We start from the raw sequence: 21,856 nt of genomic DNA, 5'->3' as shown, positions 1-21,856 counted from the left end.
CAGTGTTTTATCCAACTAAATAAGTACCTGTGCCAAAGGCAATTTGCACACCTAACTCATTGTGTAACTCCATTCGGCAAACGCACACTTTATTTCCCGAACGGATCAGCTTTGCACTGGCAGTAAATTCATCCCCTTTGCCTGGGCGTAAGTAATCGGTTCTTAAATCAATAGTCCCGAGTGTTGATAGCTTCTTTTGAATACTGAGCATATCAATCTCTTCAAGCTTATCAATGATAGAGGCCGCGGCAAGCATGCCGCCAACATTATCAAGCACGGCTGAGATAACACCACCGTGCAGAATTTTTTGCGAAGGGTTACCAATAAATACATCCTGCCAAGGAAAAGTAATTTGTGCTTGATCGGCATCAAGTGACTTAACGCTAATTTGTAAGAATTGATTGAAGGGCATTTGCTCTACAAAAATATTAGCAACTTGGTTAATCAGCATCGTTTTATTCATTATTATTTTTTCATTATTCTCAACTGGTAAGATGAGTAAAGCACAACTAAAAGGAAAGTGCGATAAAAAGCTCCTATGCAAGGTCGCTTAAAAGCTCTAAAATAACCGCGATGAATACACTAGCCCCTACTCCAAGCGCCGTAGTGCGCACTCCCGCAGCCATACTAAAGCAAGTATTTGGTTATAGCGAATTCCGAGACGGCCAAGAAGCCGTGATTAATGCTGCACTTTATGGCAAGGACTCGCTTGTACTGCTTCCAACTGGCGGAGGTAAGTCAGTCTGCTATCAAGTACCTGCGTTGGCTTTGAGTGGTCTCACGGTAGTGATTTCACCTTTAATCTCTCTTATGCAAGATCAAGTAGCTCAATTACAAGCACTCGGAGTAAAAGCTGCGTATATAAACAACAGTCTTAATCGTGAAGAGCAACAACAGATATATCAACAATTACATAGTGGCCAAATAAAATTACTGTATGTTGCCCCTGAGAAAGTGTTGCAAAGAGAGTTCCTGGAGCGGTTGAGCCACTTAAATATCAGTTTATTTGCTATTGATGAAGCACACTGTGTGTCGCATTGGGGGCATGACTTTAGACCCCACTATTGCCGCTTAAGTGAACTAAAACAGCACTTTGCAAATGTACCAATGATGGCCTTAACTGCAACAGCAGACAAAGCAACTCGATTCGATATTGTACAGCAGCTTGGGCTACAAACACCTTACATCCACACAGGCAGTTTTGATAGGCCTAATATTCGCTACACCATTGAAGAAAAATTTAAACCACTGGCGCAACTGTTACGCTACTTAAAAGAACAACAAAATCAAAGTGGCATTATCTACTGCACGAGCCGTAAACGCGTTGATGATATTGCTGAAAAGCTTGCTGATGCTGGTTTAAATGCTGCCGCCTATCATGCTGGTATGAGTAACGAGCAACGCCAATTCGTGCAAACAGGTTTTGCCCGCGATGATATACAAATTGTAGTTGCGACTGTGGCATTTGGCATGGGGATTAACAAACCCAATGTGCGCTTTGTACTGCATTATGACATACCCAAAAGTATCGAAGCATATTATCAAGAAACAGGAAGAGCTGGACGTGACGGGCTTGCAGCAGAAGCAATCATGTACTTTGACCCGGCGGATATAGGCCGCGTCAGGCGCTTTTTTGAAGATATTGAAGATGAGCAACGTCGTCGCGTTGAAGAGCAACGCTTTAATGCCATGGCAAGCTTTGCCGAAGCACAAACGTGTCGCAGACAAATACTACTCAACTATTTCAGTGAATATCAGCGCGAACCCTGTGGTAACTGTGATATTTGCTTAAATCCGCCAAAAAGCTTTGACGGCACGTTAGTAGCCCAGCAAGCACTCTCATGCGTTTATCGTGCTGAGCAACGTTTTGGCTTAGGTTACATAGTAGAACTGTTGCGTGGCGCTAACACTAGTCGCATTCGGGATAATAACCACCACCAATTAAGCACCTATGGCATTGGTAAAGATCACAGCAGTGAATTCTGGCTTAGTATTTTACGCCAACTGATTCATCAAGGCTTACTAAGCCAAGACATAACTCAAGGTTCAACGTTACGCTTAACTGAAGGTGCGCGCGCTGTATTAAAAAGTGAATACACCCTACAAATGGCCGAGCCGCGACTACAAGCAAAGCATGTATACCAAGACAAACTGGCGCAATTTAATTATGACAAAAAGTTATTTGCTAAGTTGCGTGCCTTACGCAAACAGCTTGCTGATGATGATGATGTGCCTCCCTATGTCGTCTTTAATGATAAAACGCTGGCAGAAATGGCTCAGCTTATGCCAACCAACGACAGCGAATTTTTAAAGGTCTCGGGAGTTGGTTTTACTAAGCTTAATAAATACGGCAGCCCATTTTTAACTGCGATACGTAATTATCTAGCTACCCCCTAAATGACGGTAACACCATGATAGATTTTCAACTTGATAATAAACATAACGCCATTGTCATTTCACCAACAGAAATGCCAAACGACGAAGACTTTGAGCTTTGGGCTAACTTATTTCTACACTTTCCACTTATTACTATTACAGAATTTGAAGCGGGTGCTGACCGCCACCAACTACGTTTCAATTATGAGCAACACAATTTTAATTTGAATTTTGAACATTATAGTAATAGTGTTTGGATCAATGGTGAAGGCGCTGAAGCTGAGCATTTACTTGCTGCCCTTACCCACTATTTAATAACGCAATTGCAATAATCAGCTAGACATTAACGACCACATGGTGTTTAGTAGGTAATACTAAATAAGGGGATTGAATGGTCGTAAATAGTTATCGCAAAACATTACTGCTTAGTTGCTGTAGTATTATCTTATTGAGCCCAACGATTAAGGCTGAAACTATAGATAATGGCAGTTGTAGCAATCAACGCACCATCACCCCTTCAGAACAAAACCTAAGACGTCAACTTAGTGGTGAGGAACAACTTCCAAAAAAAACCACTGGTTCAAAAATAGGTAAAGTGACTCTAAATCAACTCAATGTATTTAATACAGACTTAGAAGAAGAAAATAACGCTATTTTTAGATTCGCCAATCGCGTTCATATAACCACTGAGCCTGATGTCATTACTAATTTATTGTTATTTAAGTCTGGTGATGAATACCTTCCTAGAAAGCTCTCAGAATCCGAACGCCTTTTACGCAAGCAAAATTACCTATACGATGCTGATATTAGTGCTGAGCTTGACTGTGATGGCAACATAAATGTCAACGTTGCTACCCGTGACTTATGGACCTTACTGCCAGAAATAAGCTTCAGTCGCAGTGGCGGGGAGAATAAATCCAGTATAGGTTTTCGAGAGTCTAATTTATTTGGTTGGGGTAAGCGCCTGTCAGTCTCTCGCACCAGTGACGCTGATCGCGATGGCTATTTATTTGTGTATGACGATCCTAATATTTTTTCTAGCCGCTACCGTGGTCGTGTAGAGTATTCGGATAACGACGATGGCAAGCGTCATCTATTAGAGTTGACCTACCCCTTTTATTCAATTGATACACCTTATAGCTATGGTCTTGTCAGCTATTCAGACCAACGTATTGAATCTCTCTATAAACGTGGTGAAGTATTTAGTGAGTTTGAACAAAAAACGGATTACAACCAATTGCACTTTGGTCATTCCAAGCAATTAGGTAATAGTTGGACCCAACGTTTAAGTGTTGGCTACATATTCGAAGAGCACTCATTTAACAATATACCTGCTACTCATACACCACTTGCCCAAAGTCGCGACTTAAGCTACCCCTATGTCAGCGGTCACTGGTTTGAAGATCACTTCATTAAAGTGCGCAATTTTGACAGTATTTATCGTACTGAAGATTTAAATCTGGGCTGGAATGTGAAAGGCCTAATTGGTTACTCTAGCGAAGAAATAAGTGACGATGATAGCCGCGCCGTTTATTCATTTAATGCTAAAAAGGCTCACTTTAGTGGTGACAATACCTTATGGCGATTTTATGCTAGCCTAGACGGTTACTGGAACGAACAACAAAGCAAAGTCGAAAACCTGTTTGCCACCAGCCAAATACAATATTACTTAAACACTAGTTTAGAACAATCTTGGTACGCTAAAGTACGTCTCGATTACGCAAAAAACCTGACACACGATAAACAGCTTAATTTAGGCGGAGATAATGGCCTTCGTGGTTACCCACTTAACTATCAACAAGGCGATCGTAGTTTTTTAATCAATCTTGAAAAGCGCTATTACTGGGAATACGACTTACTGCAATTATTTAAGGTCGGGGGTGCTGCCTTTTTTGACATTGGCCGAGCTTGGTTTGACGATAAAAATAATGGCGCCAACGGTCAGGTTTTAAAAAATGCTGGCGTGGGTCTTAGGCTAGCACCGAGTCGAGCTAATGCAGGCACAGTGATCCACTTAGACATAGCCGCCCCTCTTGATAAAAGTAATGACGTAGATTCAATTCAGTGGTTGGTTACTGTTAAAAATACCTTTTAAAGGCGGCTAAAATGGCTAAAATACACTTTAAATAAAGCAGACATGGATTGGCCGTGGAATTACTTGATATTCTTAGCATGCAATATAAATGGGTGGTAACCCTAGTTGCCTTATTAGCCTTCCCTTTGCTATTAAAGTTCACCAAAAAACTACTCGAAAAAACCATAAAAGGTAAAGTCGATGTACACCGTAAATACCGTGCAGAGCTACTACTAAAAATAATCTTAGCGATTGTGATGATTTGTTTAGTATTGGTATTTTGGGGCATTGAACTAAGGGGCTTGTTAGTACTAGGTTCTTCATTGTTTGCAATGCTTGGCGTCGCTTTATTTGCAGCTTGGTCATTGCTAAGTAATTTAACCTCGTTTTTATTGATGTTTATACAAAACGACTGCCGTGTTGGTTACTGGATAAGAGTGATTGACGGCGCTAATTTTGTAGAAGGCCGCATTATTGAAATGGGCCTAATGAATGTTGTGCTAGAACACATCGATGGGCATCGTGTTATTTATCCTAATAACCTATTTGTAACGCGCCCTGTCATGGTTTTAAACAAAGAGCCCAAACCGACGAAGCCCGCCGCAATAAAAAGAATCTTAGGCCCTAAAAAGCCCTAAACTTAAAAGGCGCTTGTCAGTCACCCAACAAACGCCTTTTTATAGCAAATTAAAACATTAATTATTTAAATCGGCTGTTTTTAATTCGTCATCTAAATCATTAATACCATCAATAAAGGTCTCTAGCTGCTGTTCAACTAAGCTATTTGCATGGGCAAAATAAGCTATATGAAACACCGCATCCCCTTCATTTACCAATGGCATTGTTTGCTGACCAATAATAATTCCACTGCGAGGTGCTAGTAACTCTAATTCAGAATCACCTAGCGGGCTGCTGATATAGGCCAAGATCTGGCCTTTAACAACGCGCTCACCCAGTGAAACTTGCGCACGTACAATACCGTCAACCTCAGCACGCACCCAACTGGTAGAACTTGCGATAATAGGCTCTGGTAGCTTTTTAGCGCGTTTTCCCCGAATCATTTTTAAGTGACGCATTACATAATCGACCCCTTGCATACCTGCGGCAATGGCAATGGGATCAAACCTAAGCGCTTCACCAGCCTCATAAGTAATAACCGGAATACCTAAATTAGCCGCTTCACTGCGTAATGACCCATTACGAAGCGATGCATCAATCACAGCGGGTGTACCAAATGCTTTGGCCATTTCAGCTGTCGCCTCATCACTAAGGTTAGCCCTGATCTGTGGCAAATTGGTACGATGTATTGCCCCTGTATGCAAATCAATAATATGCGTGCAATGAACAGCAACCTGTGAGAAGAACATATGTGCCATGCGCCCTGCTAACGAGCCGCGAATAGAACCCGGAAAACTGCGGTTCATGTCTCGTCGATCAGGTAAATATCGTGACTTATGAATAAAGCCAAATACATTCACAATTGGCACCGCAATAAGTGTTCCGCGCAACTGACTGGCATCAATTTTAGCGAGTAGCTGTCGCACTACTTCCACACCATTGAGTTCATCACCATGAATCGCAGCACAGACCATCAACACAGGGCCTTCTTGCACCCCATTAACCACTTCGATTGGGATATTCAACGGCGAGTGGGTATAAAGCTTCGCAGCCTCTAATGCCAGCGTCTTGCGCTCTCCTACTCCGACCGTTTCGCCTAATAAAGAAAAGGCGCTATTAATTTTAACCTTTGCCACGTGTTGCTGTTCCTTTAGTCGCAGCGGCTTTCTCAATAAAATCGATCACCATACCTGCAATATCTTTACCCGTTGCCACTTCAATGCCTTCAAGACCAGGTGATGAATTCACTTCCATCACTAATGGTCCGCGAGATGAGCGCAGTAAGTCAACACCGGCTACATTCAAGCCCATTGCTTTAGCAGCAGCCACCGCTGTTTTACGTTCTTCAGGGGTGATACGTACTAATGTTGCGCTACCACCGCGGTGAAGGTTTGATCTAAACTCACCCTCTTGTGCTTGGCGCTTCATAGCAGCAATAACTTTATCACCTAAAACAAAACAACGAATATCAGCACCACCCGCCTCTTTTATGTACTCTTGAACCATAATATTCGCTTTTAAGCCCATAAATGCTTCAATAACACTTTCAGCCGCTTTACGCGTTTCAGCTAAAACCACACCAATGCCCTGAGTACCTTCTAGTAACTTAATAACAACAGGTGCGCCACCAACCATCTCTAATAAGTCTTTTACGTCATCAGGCTTACTCGCAAAGCCTGTAACAGGCATACCTACACCTTTACGAGATAAAAGTTGTAATGAACGTAACTTGTCACGTGAACGAGAAATTGCCACAGATTCATTAACTGGGAATACATTCATCATTTCAAACTGACGTAAAACAGCACAACCATAAAACGTAACAGATGCACCAATACGTGGCACAATCGCATCAAAGTCTTTTAAGTTTTCACCGCGATAATGAATTTCAGGTTGCTCTGAGTTAATGTTCATATAGCAGCGCAGTGCATCAATCACTTTAACTTCATGACCTCGCTCTGTAGCGGCCTCAATTAAACGACGTGTTGAATACAAATTTTTATTGCGAGATAAAATACCAATTTTCATAGTTAAAACCTTAACTACCTAATAAATGAGATAAAGCCGGATCAACGACTATGCGATTTTCCATGGCGGTACGCCCTAACAACATTCTAAACTTCATACTTGAGCGACGAGTTAATGTCACTTCAATAGGCCAGCTCTCGCCTCCTGCGTGGAGCATGGTCTCAATAAAATAACGTAACTGGCGCTCTCCACTGGAGCTGGTCACGTATTTCATCTTTTTTACTTTTGCTTCACACTCTATTTGAGTGTGTTCATTACCCTGTATAGGCTGAGCAATAAAACGAACCCACTGCTGCTCATCACGTTTAAATTCTTCAATATTAATAGCATGTATGCATGACGTACGGGCGCCAGTATCCACCTTTGCTTTTATTTTATTTATACCAAGCTCAGGTAAGCTTAACCACTCACGCCAACCAACTGTAATTTTTGCCGTCATAAATGCGCCCTTTAATAAAAAAATGACTTATACGCGATTACCAAATAAACACCAACAAAATAAATTACTCTTATCGATAAGAAACTTTAATTGACCTAGATTAAAGATTAGACAACTATAGCGCCCTTATTAAAAGTAGAGACAAACTTATGTTCGATGGCTTACTTCATGCGGTGCTACTCGATGGCAAAGGCGGTGCGTGCACACTAGACACTAGTAGCACTCTTGCTAATTGGCAACCTAAACAAGGAAAACTATGGCTGCATTTAGATTACTCACAAGATCAAGCTGTTAACTGGCTAAAAAACAGCGAGCTGTTGAGTGACTATGAATTAGAGTCTTTTATTGCTGATGAAACTAGGCCGCGACTAAGCAAAGCAGCCAAAGGCTCAATGCTCTTTTTACGCGGTGTAAACCTTAATCCGGCGCAAAGCCCTGAAGATATGGTGTCATTACGCCTATTTATTAATGACGATATTGTGATTACGACTCGTAGGCGTCGCCTGCTATCAGTACAGAATGTATTAGATTCATTGATGCAAAGTGATGGCCCATGCAATATTTCTGAACTAGTGTGTCATTTAACACAAAATTTAACCTCTCGAATGCAAGCTGTGATTGATGAACTCGACGATACTTTAGATATTTTTGAAGGCGAGATTGACGAACCGACAAAGCGCTTTGATAATCAAGGCCTATCACAGCTACGCAGGCAAACTATTGCTTTAAAAAGGTATTTACGACCACAAAAGGAAGCTTTAAGCTCGCTTGCTAGTAACCGTTTCACATGGTTAGAAGAAACGGATAAAGCCAAGCTAAATGAAACGACCAACTTGCTGATAAGATACCTTGAGGAATTAGACAGTGCGATTGAGCGTGCCCAGGTTATACAGCAAACAATCACTAACCATGTGTCTGAGCAGCTAAATCAACGCATGTATGTAATGTCTGTTGTTGCGGCATTATTCTTACCGCTAGGCTTTTTAACTGGCCTACTCGGCGTTAACGTTGGAGGGATCCCAGGCACTGATAGCCCGTACGCGTTTAGCGCATTTGTGCTATTTTTAATTGTGCTAACAGGCGGTATAGGCGTTTATTTTAAAAGTAAGAAATGGCTTTAATTTTATCAAGGCGGACTTTATGTTCGCCTTGTTCTTCACAGTTAATCAGCAAAAACTCCCCCTGACCTTTATGGTTTTCAAGGTTAATCGCTTTACCAATTAGAGTTTCATCGTCAGTGGTGATAACTGTAACCTTCGCTTGCTGCATACAGAACAGCTCAAGTTGATCGTAATCACCACACTTAATAGGCCGATAATGCATAACTGATCACAAAAGGATAAAAAATGAAGTGTAACAAAGTAAGCGGGATTTGATATATAAGAAAAGCAAATGGCGCTCTCGGCAGGAATCGAACCTGCAACTTAGCTTCCGGAGAGCCACGTGATATCCATTTCACCACGAGAGCACATTTGTTGCCGCCACACCGACTCGCGATATCGATGCTTTAGCACGGGCAATAATAAAGACATCTTGGGCTAAATGCTAGCATCTGTTGCTTATATGCTCATTTAATACACTAATTATAATAATTTACTTCACAAGAAGACAAAAAACAGCTATTAAATTATACTTGATAAAAATTAATAACTATTTTGTAACATCTGTACGGTTCAAAACCGCTTTTCGAAATAGTTAACCACGAGGAAGTAGAGTTATGAGTTTAATGTCGACAGAACAAGTCGCCGAGTTTTTAGGGGTTAAAGTTGAGCGCGTTAAACGCTTAGCCAGAGAGAGTCTATTAATCGCAAAGTCTGAAGATGCCAATGGAGAGCCACAGTTTGATGCTGAAGAAGTTGCCAAATACAAAGAGTTAGCTGCTCGCTTTGGTGGCCTTTAATTCACAGCAAAGACGGCACTTACATTTTACTTATTAAGTCATCCAATTGCGCACGTAAAGTCGTTACTTTATCATCAACATTGCGTGCGCTGTACCAACATATACACAACACTAAAAAAACGACTTCATAGCATATTAGCTTGTCCACAGAGGGATGAAATTCAACGCTATGTGAACGTTTTTTTTGATAAACATTGAGTAAGTCAATTTTTTGTTTTTGATTTAATTTAAAGCTCACAGCCAATGCTGCCAGATCAAAGTACACGTCATTACTTTTGGCGTATTCAAAATCAATTAAATACACACCCGTGTCATTTTCTATAATATTTTCTTTGACCAAGTCATTATGGCAAAAACCAAGATCCTTTTTAAAAGTATATATTCTCGCTAATGCGTGCTCGATTACCCCCTGATAGTATTCATACAGTGTTGTACTTTGGTAATAATCAAGTTCGTATTTAATATCCATGGGTTCAGTCAACACTGAGTGCTGATGAAGCTGCACTAGCTTACTAATTAGCTGATGATTCAATTCACTTTGAGCAGTTGTACCCTCTATGTATTCGAATATCGCTATTTTTTGTGCCTGATCAGTCCATAAAGGCGTTGAACATACGCTCAGCGCAGCAAATTTTTTTTGAGCTGCTAAACCCACTACAGGCCAGTGTTCACGATAGCACTTAAGTAAATAACCATGGTTTGATGTGCGAACAAGAAAATTATCGTTGCTTAAGCCACTATGTAAGCGTTCAGTATGAGTAATTGCTAACTGAGAATTAAAAGCACTAAATATTGCACTAATTTTATCAAAACTCATCATTACAATTGTGCTAAAGGTTTAGCTTGATCTTGTTCGTACTCTTCGTACCAAGTTTTAAACCCCCATGCAGCCATAAGCGTATAGAATACAAATAACGCGAGCGTTGGGTAATAGCCTTTTTCATAGTATAAATACATTGATGCGGCATCTATAACTATCCAATAAAGCCAATTTTCAAGCACCTTTTTAGCCACTAAATACGTGGTCACCACAGCAAAACAGGTTGTAAAACTATCTAGATACGCGAAATCTGCATGAGTATAATTAGTCATTATGTAACCTAGTACGGTTGCAACTAACGAAGTACCTATAATGATAGCTATATGATGATTAATACCCCATGAGGTAATGGCCAGCTCTTGTTTATTTGCCCCCCCCTTTCGCCATACCATCCAACCATAAACAGCCATGTACATATAATAAAAATGCAGTAATGACTCCATTAACAAAGCACCATTCCAGTACATTATGGTATAAATTAGCGTGCTAAAGAATGCTGCCGGCCAGCACCATAGATTTTCTTTTATAGCCAATAATAGATAGGCCATAGACAAAGCGACTGCAATATATTCCCAGTGCGACATTGCAGTAAACCCTGCAAGAGTTTGCGTAATAAAGTCCATTATTGGCTCACATTATTCAGGCGAAAGATCACCAGATAGAAACTTACACACAAAAATGGCTTTACCAAACTCTTCATACGAGCGCTTAATTTCAGTATTAAGAACAGACATGACCAAATCATAGTCGCCAAATATTTGCGTAGACAGCGTATTTGTTATTACTTTTAAATCATCGTAGGTATTTAAACGATCAATAAATCCTTTAATAAATGGGATATAGTCTTGGTGTAGTGGGTATTTACTGATCTCAACAGATAATTTCATTACTAACGCACTCATTATTAAAATAATTACCTTATTGTAACCCGCTACTGCTTACAAGTCATTCAATGGTAGAGGCGACGGCGAAGAAGGTGTAAAATTAGCATTATTAGTTTTAATTATGAGTATCCCATGGCCAGACGTATTACCTACACCTTCAAAAATCAGCCTCGTGAAATTAACTTCGCTAAAGATAAATACCAAGATATGTATCAGGCGATAGCTGCGGCTGAAGGTGTCGATTTAACCAACTATTTAAATATGGTACGACAAATTGAAATGACATCGAAAGGATCTGCCGCGGTACGTAATTTTCGCGATCAAGAGTTTGCTCGAATGGGCTTCGCTGATATCTACTTTATTAAAGAATAGCCTTAATCGAGATACTCGTAGCTCACTCGTGGGGTAATATTACATAGTAATTCATAAGGGATCGTGGTTGCACATTGCGCGATCTCTTCAACTGGTAATTCAGGGCCCCACATTACGACCTCGTCACCCACTTTAATGTTTTCGCTGTTGTTACCAATGTCTACGCTTATCATATCCATTGAAACATTGCCGGCAATACCATAGCGCTTATTACCTATTACAACAGGCGTACCGTGCTTCGCATGACGTGGATAACCATCGCCATAGCCCATAGCAACCACTGCTAACTTAGTTGCGCTTTGAGAGTGCCAACTTCCACCGTAGCCAACACATTGCATTGCATCGACCTCACGAATAGCAATGACTCGGGTCGTTAAGCGCATAACTGGTTTTAAATTATGTTGATGGCCTAAAGCTCCCAACATAGGCGATACACCATACATCATAAGACCTGGTCGCACCCAATCCCCATGCCCCGCAGGCCATGCAATAATGCCCGCAGAATTGGCTAGGCAATGCGCTTGTTGCTTACCTGCGACGAGGGAGTCGAACAACGCGATTTGCTCAGCTGTTTTTGCATCGCTCACATCATCTGCACACGAAAAGTGCGTCATTAAATTAATAGTACTGTTAGCATTTTTAGTCGCACTTAAGCGCTGGTAAAAATTATTTAATTGCGATGGCGCAATACCTAAGCGGTGCATACCAGTATTTATTTTCAGCCAACAGTTTATAGGTGCCTCTAATTGCGCCTCTTCAAGCGCAATTAATTGATTCTCATCATGGATAATGGTTTGAAAATTGTTCGCCAGCAGGATGGCTAAATCTTCGGGGTGAAAAACACCTTCAAGAAGCACAATAGGTTTTGTCAGCCCACCTGCACGAAGCGCAAGAGCCTCATCAATTCGTGCTACGGCAAATGCATCGGCATTATTTAAGTGCTGCGCTATTTTAACTAAGCCATGGCCATAAGCATTCGCTTTTAAAACAGCCATCACCTTGCTATTAGGGGCAAATCGTTTTACCTGCGCAAGATTGTGCGCAAGGTTCGATAAATTAATTTGTGCTACCGCTAAACGCATTAATACTCGTCATCAACTGCTGGACCCGCGTAATTATCAAAACGCGAGAACTGGCCTTGGAAGGTCAAACGTACTTTACCGATAGGACCGTTACGCTGTTTACCGATAATGATCTCAGCGATGCCTTTTTCTGTACTGTCTTCGTTGTAGACCTCATCACGATAAATAAACATGATTAAATCGGCATCCTGCTCGATAGAGCCTGATTCACGTAAATCCGAGTTGATCGGTCGTTTATCAGCACGTTGCTCTAGAGTACGGTTAAGCTGAGAAAGAGCTACAACGGGGCATTTTAGCTCTTTAGCCAATGACTTAAGTGAGCGTGATATTTCTGCAATCTCTAGGGTACGATTATCTGACAAGCTCGGTACTCGCATCAACTGCAAGTAATCGACCATGATCATGCTGATCCCGCCATGATCTCGAGCAATACGACGTGCTCTTGAGCGAACATCTGTCGGTGTTAGACCTGATGCATCATCTACATACATCTTACCTTTTTCCATCAATAAGCCCATGGTTGATGATAAGCGCGCCCAATCATCATCATCTAATTGGCCTGTACGTACTTTGGTTTGGTTTATACGGCCAAGAGACGCCAGCATCCTCATCATGATTTGCTCAGATGGCATCTCTAATGAATAAATAAGTACAGGCTTATCTTGTGTCATTGCAGCATGTTCAGCTAAGTTCATCGCAAACGTGGTTTTACCCATTGATGGACGCGCTGCCACAATAATTAAATCAGAGGGCTGCAAACCCGTTGTCATTTTGTCTAGATCAGCGTACCCAGTGCCTACACCCGTTACACCATCTTGCGGTGACTGGTAAAGCTCTTCAATTTTATCAACGGTTTTCTCTAGGATATTGTGAATACTTTGCGGGCCTTCACTGCTTTTTGTCCGCTGTTCAGCAATTTTGAATACTTTGCTTTCTGCAAAGTCGAGCAAATCATGGCTGGTTCGCCCTTCAGGATTAAAACCAGCTTCAGCAATTTCGTTAGCCACGCCGATCATTTCACGAACCACCGCACGTTCACGCACAATATTCGCGTAAGCGTCTATATTCGCCGCGCTGGGTGTATTTTTGGCGATTTCAGCTAAATAGGCAAAACCACCAATATTACTCAATGAATTCTTTTTCTCTAAGCTCTCTGAAATCGTGATTAAGTCGATCGGATCACCCACTTCAGCCAGCTCAACCATAGCCTCAAAGATAAGTTTATGAGTACGCGTATAAAAATCTTGCGCAACAACCAGCTCAGCAACACGGTCAAAGGCTTGGTTATCAAGCATTAAGCCACCTAGAACAGACTGTTCTGCTTCAATGGAATGAGGAGGAACTTTAAGGGTGTCGACTTGTTTATCTGGTTTAGCCATAACTTCGCAATACTAACAGGGAATAGCTCTATTCTATCGACTTGCTGAGGTTGTGAAAATAGCAAAGCAGGAATTCTTTTCCTGCTTTGGTTCATGTACCCAAATCACCATAAAGTGTTATGGTTATTTTTTACGTAATTCAATACGACCGCTGATTGTATCTATTTCGATATCAGCGTCGCCGCCATTTACGCTAAACTCAAGTTCACTTGAAGGACCATACTTAGCTTTTTTTACTTTATCATTGCTGAGCTCATTAACTATCTTGCCATTTGCATGTGCTTCAATTTCAAATTTAGCAGATATGTCATCAGGGAAAAAGAATTCAGCATCACCACTGACTGACTCAAAGCGTATGTCAGCCTTATCAAGTAAACGGTTAATGCGTACTTCAGCCTCACCATTAACAGTGTTAATGCGTAACTTTTTAACAGTATCAAGGGCAAAGTCGATATCCCCATTAACATTCTCTAATCTTACATCTTGCGCTTTCGACGTTGATTTAATATCACCATTTACAGCTGTAAAACGTAATTTTCCTTGAGAGTCTCTATCATTAATTTCACCATTAACGGTTTCATAGCGAATATCACCAATTAAGTTTGTTGCATCTACATCACCATTAACCGTTTCAACGCTTATATCTCCTTCAATAGCAGATAATGTAATGTCGCCATTGACTACATCAATATCAGTACCATTGCTAAGCTCGCTTGCCACAACGTTAACGTTCACACCCGACAGCTCTAATTCACTACTCTTTGGCATGAAGATTACAAGCTCTGACCCATCGCCTCTATTCCAACCGTAGTTTTGATTGCGTGGCATTTTAACAATAAATTCAATACGATCATTCTCAACTTCTAAACGATACCCTTGTGCTTTGTCATCAAGTTCACCGCTTATTTTAAGTTCAGCTTTATCCCACCCTTCAACGCGCACATCCCCGCGTTGGTTATCAATAAAAATACGTTTATTAGCTGGTACGCTAATTTGCTCATCGATTTTTTGCCCTGCAACTGCCATTAGCGGCAACATACTCATCGCTAAAATTAATGCTTTCATACTCATTACTCCTAAATTGTTTGCCACTTAGGTGCATGCACCTTATTGATTAGATCTAATTGCTGTTGATAAATTTGCGCCAGCATTTTTAACAATGCGGGATTTTCGGGCTCATTCTCTAACGCTTGTTTAATTGCCCGCTCTGCATCCTCTAACTCTGTTAATTGTTGTTGCCAGTTATCCGTTAACGCAGGCTGATCTTGGTACTGCACTAATAACGTTTGTTTTTGCTCTGCAAAAAAGTCACTCATTGCAACGCTGGCGTCCTGAGTTGGGCTATTAAAGACCAGCTGAACACTTAATAATGCAGCAACACTGCATGCTGCAATCCCAGCAAGCTTTGGCCACATAGACGATTCACGTTGCTGTATCGCTGGGTTAGAAATCGCTTTTTCTATTCCTTGCCATAAATCTTTTTCCGGCGCAATGTGCGTCTCTGAGTTGTTAAGTGACTCAGCTAAGAATGTTTCAAAATCTGGTTTACTCATTTTCATACCACTCTTTTAATAACTGTTTTGCACGATGATATTGCGACTTACTCGATCCGACGGCCATTCCAAGCATGGTCGCAATTTCTTCGTGGCGGTAACCTTCAATAGCATGAAGAACAAACACCATCCTTGCTCGCTCAGGCAATCGCAGCACTAATTTATCGAGCCCGTTTAAGCCTTGGCAATCAGTCGCACTTTGTTCATCCATACCACTTTGCTCAAAACTCACCACCTTTTGCAGCCAGTTTTTATGCTTTCTTAAGTAACTAATCGCAATATTACTGGTTACACTATGTAACCATGTGGAAAATTGTGATTGCCCTTCAAAGCTCGCAATTTTATGCCACAGCTGAACAAAGACCTCTTGTGTTGCATCTTCCGCATGCTCTTTGTCCGCAAGTAAGCGTAAGCACAAGGCATAGACACGCTTAACATGTAACGTATACAGTTGGGCATAGGCCTGTTGATCACCCATTTTAGCTTGCGTAATTAATGCATCCTCAGAAGGAGGTGCAAAAGCCTCTTTAGCATCTATCAACATCGTTGATGTTGTCCCTTTATAATTGTTGTTATGAATTGAGTTTATACCCAAGCCATTAAAAAATATGTTTTATTCATATTTAGTTTCTTGAATAGTTAGACGTTAGGCAAGGTAGAAAAGGTTTAAAAGAAATAAAATTATTTATTTTCTAAATGAAAGGTCAGTGATCAAATGATCATTATAGCCAGTTTTGAATGGCTACACTGGGGTGCAGCCATATTCTTAAGGAGTTGTTTCTTCTTCTGTTTCTTCAACAATAGTTTCGGGGGCTTTGTATGACCAACCTAGAAACTGTAATTTAGGTACGGTAGCACCGCCGCCGCCAGCACTAATATCTTTTAAACGTTTGTCATAATGGATCCCACCATTACCGCATGTTGAGACCGTTTTACCTCTCAGGGAGCCATTAAAGTCATTACCAGAATCTGAATTAACTTGAATATGGGCTCTAGGTGCATAAATCGCTGCATACATAGATGCATTTGATAAAAGCTCTACGCCAACTTTATTGCCTGTTGAAGGCACACCATGACACACCAGCGGATCCATGTCTGGGGTTTCGTAACTTGAAAAAATGCTAAATACAGCACGCCCAACTGACGAAATAGGCTCATGCGCTGTAATTTCATCATCAATAATAACGCGTCCTTCAATATATATTGTTAATGTGGCACCCGAGGCTATCTCAAACCCATTACTAGGATGATTATTATACCTAAAGTCGTTTTTAATATATAAAGTGACATCACCACTTTGCACAGTCAGTTTTCCGCCAGAAACGGTCAAGCTATCCAAGACATAAACTTGTTGATTAGGTTGCTCAAATACGGTTCTTGATACAGGCGTAATGTTTTGCCCCATCGGTTTTTTCCAACTCGGCCACTTGGTAAATGTCCCCTGATTTGCGGTCAAATTAAATGCTGAAAATTCGATAACATTTAAATCCGTAAGTGTACTGCTGCCTGCTAAATTTTCATTGTTACGAACAACCAAAATCGGATCACAGTTAGTACGTGGATCTGTGTAGTCATGATTTGGGTCTGGGTTATTTGGGTCAACCGAAGGGACAGGTTGTATATCTGGCACTTTTTTAAATACTTCATGCGAATATGGTTTACCATCTTGATACTGGTGCGCACCTAAATCACTGGGGAAGCTACCTTTACCGCCATACATAATATCAAGGCCATTTGCTTCTCTATTCTCAACAATACCGTCATCATTATTACGGATTGTTAAATCTTTTGTAGCCCTTAACACCCCCAAAACACGTCCGCCAGTGAAATCAATGCTTTGCATTGATAAAATATCTCCTGCTACGCGGGTGTCAGCTGGATAGCCTTCAGGCACACCGGTGCCAGTACCGCCATTAATAGTAACACTTCCGTTGGCATGTATATCTCCCATTACAGGTGAACTACCACTTAAAGTTACATTACCCGTTACTATCACATCGCCCCAAATAGGCGAGCCACCACTTAACGAAACATCTGAATCATGATGAATAGTCCCTACCCGTGCATCTGTACCCGCATCTTCTTCTTTATATGGCCCGTCCGCTGAATCGTAGCTGTCAATACGACCGCTACCATTAACAAGAACCCCTTCACAGCCAACAATGGCTTGCTCAAAGGGAGACTTAGGCGCACCAGGAATCATTTTATAACGTGCAACGAGGTTACTGACCGCGTCGCCGCTATAGCGCCGGCCCTGACTAGCTATTTCAATTTCTCCTGCTGCATTTTTACTTAATGTCGCATTATAAATAGCATCATCGCCAATTAAACCACTCCCTGTCGCATTTCCTGCTGCAGCAATTAAACCATCTACATCAAGCGCCTGATTATCGTTCAGTGCCTGTTTTAATAACTTCGCTTCTTCGAATACCCCTTTTTCAGCTAACAGGCGGCTATTAATCTTCTTTTGAAAGTTACCCGTCAAACGTTCTTGCACAAGGTTTTCACGTAATGAATTAAGTACAACAATGCTGGCCATACTTGTTAAAATAAGCACCGTTATTAATGTAAAGCCATGCTGTTTCTTACTCATTATTCACCACTGTATACTTTTTCAAGAATAACGTTAGATGCAGCTAGCTCTATAGCAACGGAGTCCCCAAATTGAGCTGGTAACTGCTCTGGTTTAACGTTAATTGTGACTAGCTCATTGTTGATACTAAAATTTAGCGATGCTAAACCGGTTAATAACCGCTCAGGGGTCAATGCACCGAGCGCACACATGAGGTTATTACCGTCTAAGCTATAGACTTCATTTACATCCGCCGCTGCCACACTTCCTGTGCAAGTCACAACTCCTGCGGGCTGGGTTATTGTAATTGATGAACCATCAGCACTCACTATAGGTGTAACCGGTGTTTGCTTAATACTGCGAGTAAATACCTTGCTGGTATAGCGTATAACTTCTTGCGCGTTTTCTAATTCCTTGCCAACCAACACAGTCCCTTTTATGGCAGAGTATGCCAAACTTACACCACCGAGCAAAAACGCCCCTGCTGCAAGTGCTACCATCAACTCGACCAATGTATAACCGCGTTGTTTTTCTCCGCAATAAAACATTAACTACACCCTGCAGATAAATCAGGATAACTGGCATTGAGTGTGATTTGATTTTCCAGACCCAGTGGATCGTTTTGCTTAATACGTTCGTCATTCCAGCTAACAATAACCTGCATTTCATCATTAAAAGCAGCTGGTAAGGTTAACGTGTAGTCGGCTATTTGTGGTTCAAGAGCAGCGCGAAAATCCACATCCGTAAATAGATCAGGGTTCGTTGTTTGTAATTCACAAATATGAGGCCATAGTCGCTCTATGGTATTTTGCGCTTGAATTAAAGAAACAGTGTAATTAAAACTATTGGTCGCGTACTGTAAAGATTTTAGCTGTGCAGAGGCAAGGCCTAATAAAGCAATACCTGCAATCACAACCGATATCATTACCTCAAGTAATGAAAAACCATTTTGCGATTTCATTACGCGCACCCAGTGGATTTTTCAGCTAACCAATTTTGACCACTTTTTAAAACACAAAGATAATAGTCTGTCGTTTTTTCGTTATCATCTTTAACCAAAATGGTACTTGCTAACGAAACCTCACCTGTAGACATAATCGTTTTATCTACTAATGAAACATTAATACCTTGATGTTGAATAGCAAACTCACGCAACAAGGTTTCGACTCCATCAACGGGTGCCTTTACTTGCCATTTATCTCCGCTCACAACAAGCTTAACATTACTATCGCGCTTTACCGCTTCGCTGCGCGCAAACTTGTATACACTGTTCAACTGATTGGCGGTTGTTACAACACGATCTTGCATTATTTGCTGGCTAAATGAGGGAAATGCAAGCACAGCCATAATCGCGATGATACCAACCACCACCATTAACTCAACAAGAGTAAAACCTGAGGCTTTGTTCATTTGGCTAACCCCAACAACTATTAGAATTTGGTAGCTGTGAACCATCATGAGTTAACGTTAAGGCACCACAAAGGTCATTCGCTTGAGCTGAGCCTGCTTTAGGAGTCGCTTTTAAAGTGTACTTTCGACTACGAAAATCATCGGCAGCAGCTGCACCGGGGACTCTATCTGATGGCGTATATGAAAAAGTATAGAATTCAGTATTTACGGCAGCATTAAATGCATTTGGGTAACCACCGTTACGTGAATATATTCGCTCTAGGCTTGCACCATATTGTAACATTACCTGCTGAATATCAGCGCGGCGACTGCGCTCCATATGCTCTGTATATGAAGGTAAAGCTACGCTATAAAGAATACCTATTATTGCAACAACTATTAATAACTCGGTGAGTGTAAACCCATGTTGTAATACACTTTTTTTCATTTTATTGTTCATCAATTACTTCCTTCACACCATGCCCAGTGCACAAACAATATACAGTGACAACGCTGTCACTGTCAACAAACTGAAATCTAAATGAAGACAACAAATAAAAGTATATCTACCACTTTCTGATTTTTCTTCGACTTGGCTCGGTGAAGAAAAGCTACACCGAAAGCATTTCTTACTCTAATACATTATAACTAACAACAGCTTACATATACGAACAATATAAGTAGTGAGTTCATTCTATTAGGTAACAAAAAGCCGCGCTCAATGAGCGCGGCTTTTTTGGCTTAATTAAAAATTAAGCTTCAGCGATTACGATTACTTTAATAGTAGCCGTTACGTCTGAGTGTACTGCGATTGCAACGTCAAATTCGCCAGTCTCACGGATAGTACCTAGAGGTAAACGAACTTCTGATTTAGCAACTTCAACACCAACAGCTGAGATAGCGTCAGCGATATCACGAGTACCGATTGAACCGAATAACTTACCTTCGTCACCAGCTTTAGATACTAATGTAACTTCAGCTAATGCTTCTAGTTTGTCAGCGCGTGCTTGTGCAGCAACTAACTGTTCAGCGATTTTCGCTTCAAGTTCTGCGCGACGTGCGTCAAAAGTTTCAATGTTAGCTTTAGTCGCAGGAACTGCCTTACCTTGCGGGAAAAGGAAGTTACGTGCGAAACCAGATTTAACTACAACCTGTTCACCTAGGCTACCTAGGTTAGCGATCTTATCTAGTAGAATAACTTGCATGTTTCTACACCTTTTAAAAACTGTTAATCCGCTGCTTACTTATGTAAGTCAGTGTATGGAAGAAGGGCTAAGTAGCGAGCGCGCTTGATAGCAGTTGCTAGCTGGCGCTGGTATTTAGCGCTAGTACCTGTAATACGGCTAGGTACGATTTTGCCACTTTCTGTAACATAGTTTCTAAGAGTAGCTAGATCTTTGTAATCGATTTGTTGTACGCCTTCCGCTTTAAAGCGGCAGAACTTACGACGTCTGAAATAACGTGCCATGAGATAAATTCCTCAATTAATTCTTTCTATATGCTGAGCATGCAAAACCAATTGGCTAAGGCCGTTACGACCTTCATGGCGGTTTAAAAAACCGCTCACTTGCAATGCCTGCCCAACGTGCAAATGTTGAGTCTGTTGTTGCATTTGCTTACCACTAGCAACCACTTGAAGCTTTACATAACTATTACGGTTAAGGTCTGCTTCAACTTGCATTGATTTATGTTCTACAACAAAAATACAATGCGGTATACCAGCAGGGCTTTGACTATATTTGGGCGTTTTACAAACGACTCCAGATAGTGTTAGTTGATTCATGTAAGGGTTAAGCTTTTGGCTCATCTTAATTACTCAACTGAACAAGCGCCATGCTTGGACTCAAAACAATTAAGCAGCTGGTGCTTCTTTCTTCTCTTCTCTTACAAGAGGAGACGCTTCAGTTACAGCGTTTTTAGTACGCATAACTAAGTTACGAAGCACTGCATCGTTGTAGCGGAAAGTAGTTTCTAGCTCGCTGATTACTTCAGTAGGTGCTTCAACGTTCATAAGAACATAATGAGCTTTGTGAAGCTTGTTGATTGGGTAAGCCAGTTGACGACGGCCCCAGTCTTCAAGACGGTGGATAGTACCACCAGCTTCAGTGATAGAACCGGTATAACGTTCGATCATACCAGCAACTTGCTCACTCTGATCAGGGTGAACCATGAATACGATTTCGTAATGACGCATGGATATTCCTTACGGTTAATAGAGCCTTCTACCGTTTCAGCCAGTCGGTTTAAGGCAAGGAATTAATATTAAATAGGCCGAAATGAGCGCGCATTTTACGCTTAGTTGGAAAATTAAGCAAGCAGGTTTTTTAGCTTTAAGTGGGGGAGTTAATAAATCAGCTATCAGCTATCAGC

General features: G+C 41.2%; 29 protein-coding genes and 1 tRNA gene. 7 read left to right on the top strand and 23 right to left on the bottom strand.

From position 1 onward, the window contains the following. Positions 1 to 7 precede the first annotated feature (7 nt). Positions 8 to 463, bottom strand: coding sequence for a thioesterase family protein (locus CSC79_RS13145; protein ID WP_180270436.1), 456 nt, complete (start codon positions 461 to 463; stop codon positions 8 to 10). 110 nt (positions 464 to 573) lie between these two features. Between CSC79_RS13145 and recQ the strand changes: the two genes are divergently transcribed. The 4 genes from recQ to CSC79_RS13125 all read left to right on the top strand — a co-directional run bounded on the left by recQ (position 574) and on the right by CSC79_RS13125 (position 5,088). Beyond that, positions 574 to 2,397, top strand: a complete 1,824-nt coding sequence (gene recQ / locus CSC79_RS13140) for a DNA helicase RecQ (RefSeq protein ID WP_099296212.1) — start codon at positions 574 to 576, stop codon at positions 2,395 to 2,397. Positions 2,398 to 2,411: 14 nt separating this feature from the next. Further along, complete coding sequence (locus CSC79_RS13135; protein WP_099296211.1) at positions 2,412 to 2,708, top strand: DUF3630 family protein; 297 nt, start codon at positions 2,412 to 2,414, stop codon at positions 2,706 to 2,708. 59 nt (positions 2,709 to 2,767) lie between these two features. Then, positions 2,768 to 4,471, top strand: coding sequence for a BamA/TamA family outer membrane protein (locus CSC79_RS13130; RefSeq protein ID WP_099296210.1), 1,704 nt, complete (start codon positions 2,768 to 2,770; stop codon positions 4,469 to 4,471). 77 nt (positions 4,472 to 4,548) lie between these two features. Beyond that, positions 4,549 to 5,088: a mechanosensitive ion channel domain-containing protein gene (locus CSC79_RS13125; RefSeq protein WP_099296259.1), complete on the top strand. Its 540-nt coding sequence runs from the start codon at positions 4,549 to 4,551 to the stop codon at positions 5,086 to 5,088. Positions 5,089 to 5,145: 57 nt separating this feature from the next. On the opposite strand, the gene CSC79_RS13120 is transcribed toward CSC79_RS13125, so the two are convergent. Genes CSC79_RS13120 through CSC79_RS13110 form a run of 3 tightly spaced genes read right to left on the bottom strand, consistent with a single transcriptional unit; the run spans position 5,146 to position 7,535 of the window. Then, the gene (locus CSC79_RS13120) at positions 5,146 to 6,204 is read right to left on the bottom strand and encodes a succinylglutamate desuccinylase/aspartoacylase family protein (RefSeq protein WP_099296209.1); all 1,059 of its coding nucleotides are present in this window, start codon (positions 6,202 to 6,204) and stop codon (positions 5,146 to 5,148) included. Then, positions 6,191 to 7,096, bottom strand: a complete 906-nt coding sequence (gene rimK, locus CSC79_RS13115) for a 30S ribosomal protein S6--L-glutamate ligase (RefSeq protein WP_099296208.1) — start codon at positions 7,094 to 7,096, stop codon at positions 6,191 to 6,193. The genes CSC79_RS13120 and rimK overlap by 14 nt, the downstream gene beginning before the upstream one ends. A gap of 10 nt (positions 7,097 to 7,106) precedes the next feature. Further along, complete coding sequence (locus CSC79_RS13110) at positions 7,107 to 7,535, bottom strand: ATP-dependent zinc protease (protein ID WP_099296207.1); 429 nt, start codon at positions 7,533 to 7,535, stop codon at positions 7,107 to 7,109. 149 nt (positions 7,536 to 7,684) lie between these two features. Between CSC79_RS13110 and zntB the strand changes: the two genes are divergently transcribed. Beyond that, positions 7,685 to 8,656, top strand: coding sequence for a zinc transporter ZntB (zntB, locus tag CSC79_RS13105; RefSeq protein WP_099296206.1), 972 nt, complete (start codon positions 7,685 to 7,687; stop codon positions 8,654 to 8,656). Here zntB and CSC79_RS13100 read toward each other — a convergent pair. Next, positions 8,634 to 8,858 carry a Rho-binding antiterminator gene (locus CSC79_RS13100; RefSeq protein WP_099296205.1) on the bottom strand — a complete coding sequence of 75 codons (225 nt, stop codon included), beginning with the start codon at positions 8,856 to 8,858 and terminating at the stop codon, positions 8,634 to 8,636. The genes zntB and CSC79_RS13100 overlap by 23 nt on opposite strands. Positions 8,859 to 8,928: 70 nt before the next feature. Further along, positions 8,929 to 9,003 (bottom strand) — tRNA-Arg (locus tag CSC79_RS13095). 249 nt (positions 9,004 to 9,252) lie between these two features. Here CSC79_RS13095 and CSC79_RS13090 point away from each other — a divergent pair. After that, entirely contained in the window at positions 9,253 to 9,435 is a 183-nt protein-coding gene (locus CSC79_RS13090; protein ID WP_058560327.1) for a hypothetical protein, read from the top strand. A gap of 19 nt (positions 9,436 to 9,454) precedes the next feature. On the opposite strand, the gene CSC79_RS13085 is transcribed toward CSC79_RS13090, so the two are convergent. From CSC79_RS13085 to CSC79_RS13075, 3 genes are read right to left on the bottom strand one after another with little or no spacing between them, the layout of a single operon-like run. Beyond that, entirely contained in the window at positions 9,455 to 10,255 is an 801-nt protein-coding gene (locus CSC79_RS13085; RefSeq protein ID WP_343256187.1) for a phosphotransferase, read from the bottom strand. Continuing rightward, a complete protein-coding gene (gene pnuC, locus CSC79_RS13080) occupies positions 10,255 to 10,878 on the bottom strand; it encodes a nicotinamide riboside transporter PnuC (RefSeq protein WP_099296204.1) in 624 nt (207 codons plus the stop codon). Before pnuC ends, CSC79_RS13085 begins: the two co-directional genes overlap by 1 nt. Before the next feature lie 12 nt (positions 10,879 to 10,890). Next, positions 10,891 to 11,142 carry a hypothetical protein gene (locus CSC79_RS13075; protein ID WP_058560330.1) on the bottom strand — a complete coding sequence of 84 codons (252 nt, stop codon included), beginning with the start codon at positions 11,140 to 11,142 and terminating at the stop codon, positions 10,891 to 10,893. Positions 11,143 to 11,271: 129 nt separating this feature from the next. On the opposite strand from CSC79_RS13075, the gene CSC79_RS13070 reads away from it, so the two are divergent. Next, positions 11,272 to 11,511, top strand: coding sequence for a DUF2960 domain-containing protein (locus CSC79_RS13070; RefSeq protein ID WP_099296203.1), 240 nt, complete (start codon positions 11,272 to 11,274; stop codon positions 11,509 to 11,511). Positions 11,512 to 11,513: 2 nt separating this feature from the next. Here the strand turns inward: CSC79_RS13070 and alr are convergent, their stop codons facing one another. The 14 genes from alr to rpsF all read right to left on the bottom strand — a co-directional run bounded on the left by alr (position 11,514) and on the right by rpsF (position 21,680). After that, a complete protein-coding gene (alr, locus tag CSC79_RS13065; RefSeq protein WP_099296202.1) occupies positions 11,514 to 12,593 on the bottom strand; it encodes an alanine racemase in 1,080 nt (359 codons plus the stop codon). After that, a complete protein-coding gene (gene dnaB / locus CSC79_RS13060) occupies positions 12,593 to 13,972 on the bottom strand; it encodes a replicative DNA helicase (protein ID WP_099296201.1) in 1,380 nt (459 codons plus the stop codon). The genes alr and dnaB overlap by 1 nt, the downstream gene beginning before the upstream one ends. Positions 13,973 to 14,095: 123 nt before the next feature. Next, positions 14,096 to 15,037, bottom strand: a complete 942-nt coding sequence (locus tag CSC79_RS13055; RefSeq protein WP_099296200.1) for a DUF4097 family beta strand repeat-containing protein — start codon at positions 15,035 to 15,037, stop codon at positions 14,096 to 14,098. 11 nt (positions 15,038 to 15,048) lie between these two features. After that, positions 15,049 to 15,531, bottom strand: a complete 483-nt coding sequence (locus CSC79_RS13050; RefSeq protein WP_099296199.1) for a hypothetical protein — start codon at positions 15,529 to 15,531, stop codon at positions 15,049 to 15,051. Then, entirely contained in the window at positions 15,518 to 16,069 is a 552-nt protein-coding gene (locus CSC79_RS13045) for an RNA polymerase sigma factor (protein WP_099296198.1), read from the bottom strand. Before CSC79_RS13045 ends, CSC79_RS13050 begins: the two co-directional genes overlap by 14 nt. A 222-nt stretch (positions 16,070 to 16,291) precedes the next feature. Beyond that, positions 16,292 to 18,118, bottom strand: a complete 1,827-nt coding sequence (locus CSC79_RS13040) for a pilus assembly PilX N-terminal domain-containing protein (RefSeq protein ID WP_099296197.1) — start codon at positions 18,116 to 18,118, stop codon at positions 16,292 to 16,294. Continuing rightward, positions 18,118 to 18,645, bottom strand: a complete 528-nt coding sequence (locus tag CSC79_RS13035; protein WP_099296196.1) for a prepilin-type N-terminal cleavage/methylation domain-containing protein — start codon at positions 18,643 to 18,645, stop codon at positions 18,118 to 18,120. The genes CSC79_RS13040 and CSC79_RS13035 overlap by 1 nt, the downstream gene beginning before the upstream one ends. Next, on the bottom strand, positions 18,645 to 19,058 hold the full coding sequence (locus tag CSC79_RS13030) for a prepilin-type N-terminal cleavage/methylation domain-containing protein (RefSeq protein ID WP_099296195.1): 414 nt from the start codon (positions 19,056 to 19,058) through the stop codon (positions 18,645 to 18,647). Before CSC79_RS13030 ends, CSC79_RS13035 begins: the two co-directional genes overlap by 1 nt. After that, positions 19,058 to 19,507, bottom strand: a complete 450-nt coding sequence (locus CSC79_RS13025) for a GspH/FimT family pseudopilin (RefSeq protein WP_099296194.1) — start codon at positions 19,505 to 19,507, stop codon at positions 19,058 to 19,060. The genes CSC79_RS13030 and CSC79_RS13025 overlap by 1 nt, the downstream gene beginning before the upstream one ends. A gap of 4 nt (positions 19,508 to 19,511) precedes the next feature. Continuing rightward, on the bottom strand, positions 19,512 to 19,946 hold the full coding sequence (locus tag CSC79_RS13020; RefSeq protein WP_237114017.1) for a type IV pilin protein: 435 nt from the start codon (positions 19,944 to 19,946) through the stop codon (positions 19,512 to 19,514). A gap of 292 nt (positions 19,947 to 20,238) precedes the next feature. Beyond that, the gene (gene rplI / locus CSC79_RS13015) at positions 20,239 to 20,691 is read right to left on the bottom strand and encodes a 50S ribosomal protein L9 (RefSeq protein WP_058548074.1); all 453 of its coding nucleotides are present in this window, start codon (positions 20,689 to 20,691) and stop codon (positions 20,239 to 20,241) included. A 35-nt stretch (positions 20,692 to 20,726) separates the two neighbouring features. Continuing rightward, entirely contained in the window at positions 20,727 to 20,954 is a 228-nt protein-coding gene (rpsR, locus tag CSC79_RS13010) for a 30S ribosomal protein S18 (protein WP_002962753.1), read from the bottom strand. Between the two features lie 12 nt (positions 20,955 to 20,966). Beyond that, entirely contained in the window at positions 20,967 to 21,269 is a 303-nt protein-coding gene (gene priB, locus CSC79_RS13005) for a primosomal replication protein N (protein ID WP_099296256.1), read from the bottom strand. 69 nt (positions 21,270 to 21,338) lie between these two features. Beyond that, a complete protein-coding gene (gene rpsF, locus CSC79_RS13000) occupies positions 21,339 to 21,680 on the bottom strand; it encodes a 30S ribosomal protein S6 (protein ID WP_036980061.1) in 342 nt (113 codons plus the stop codon). Positions 21,681 to 21,856: the final 176 nt, after the last annotated feature.

It is taken from the genome of Pseudoalteromonas sp. 3D05, from assembly GCF_002723455.1.
Lineage (GTDB): Bacteria > Pseudomonadota > Gammaproteobacteria > Enterobacterales > Alteromonadaceae > Pseudoalteromonas.
The sequence above is the reverse complement of the archived record's forward strand: the minus strand, read 5'-3'. Positions and strand labels throughout refer to the sequence as shown.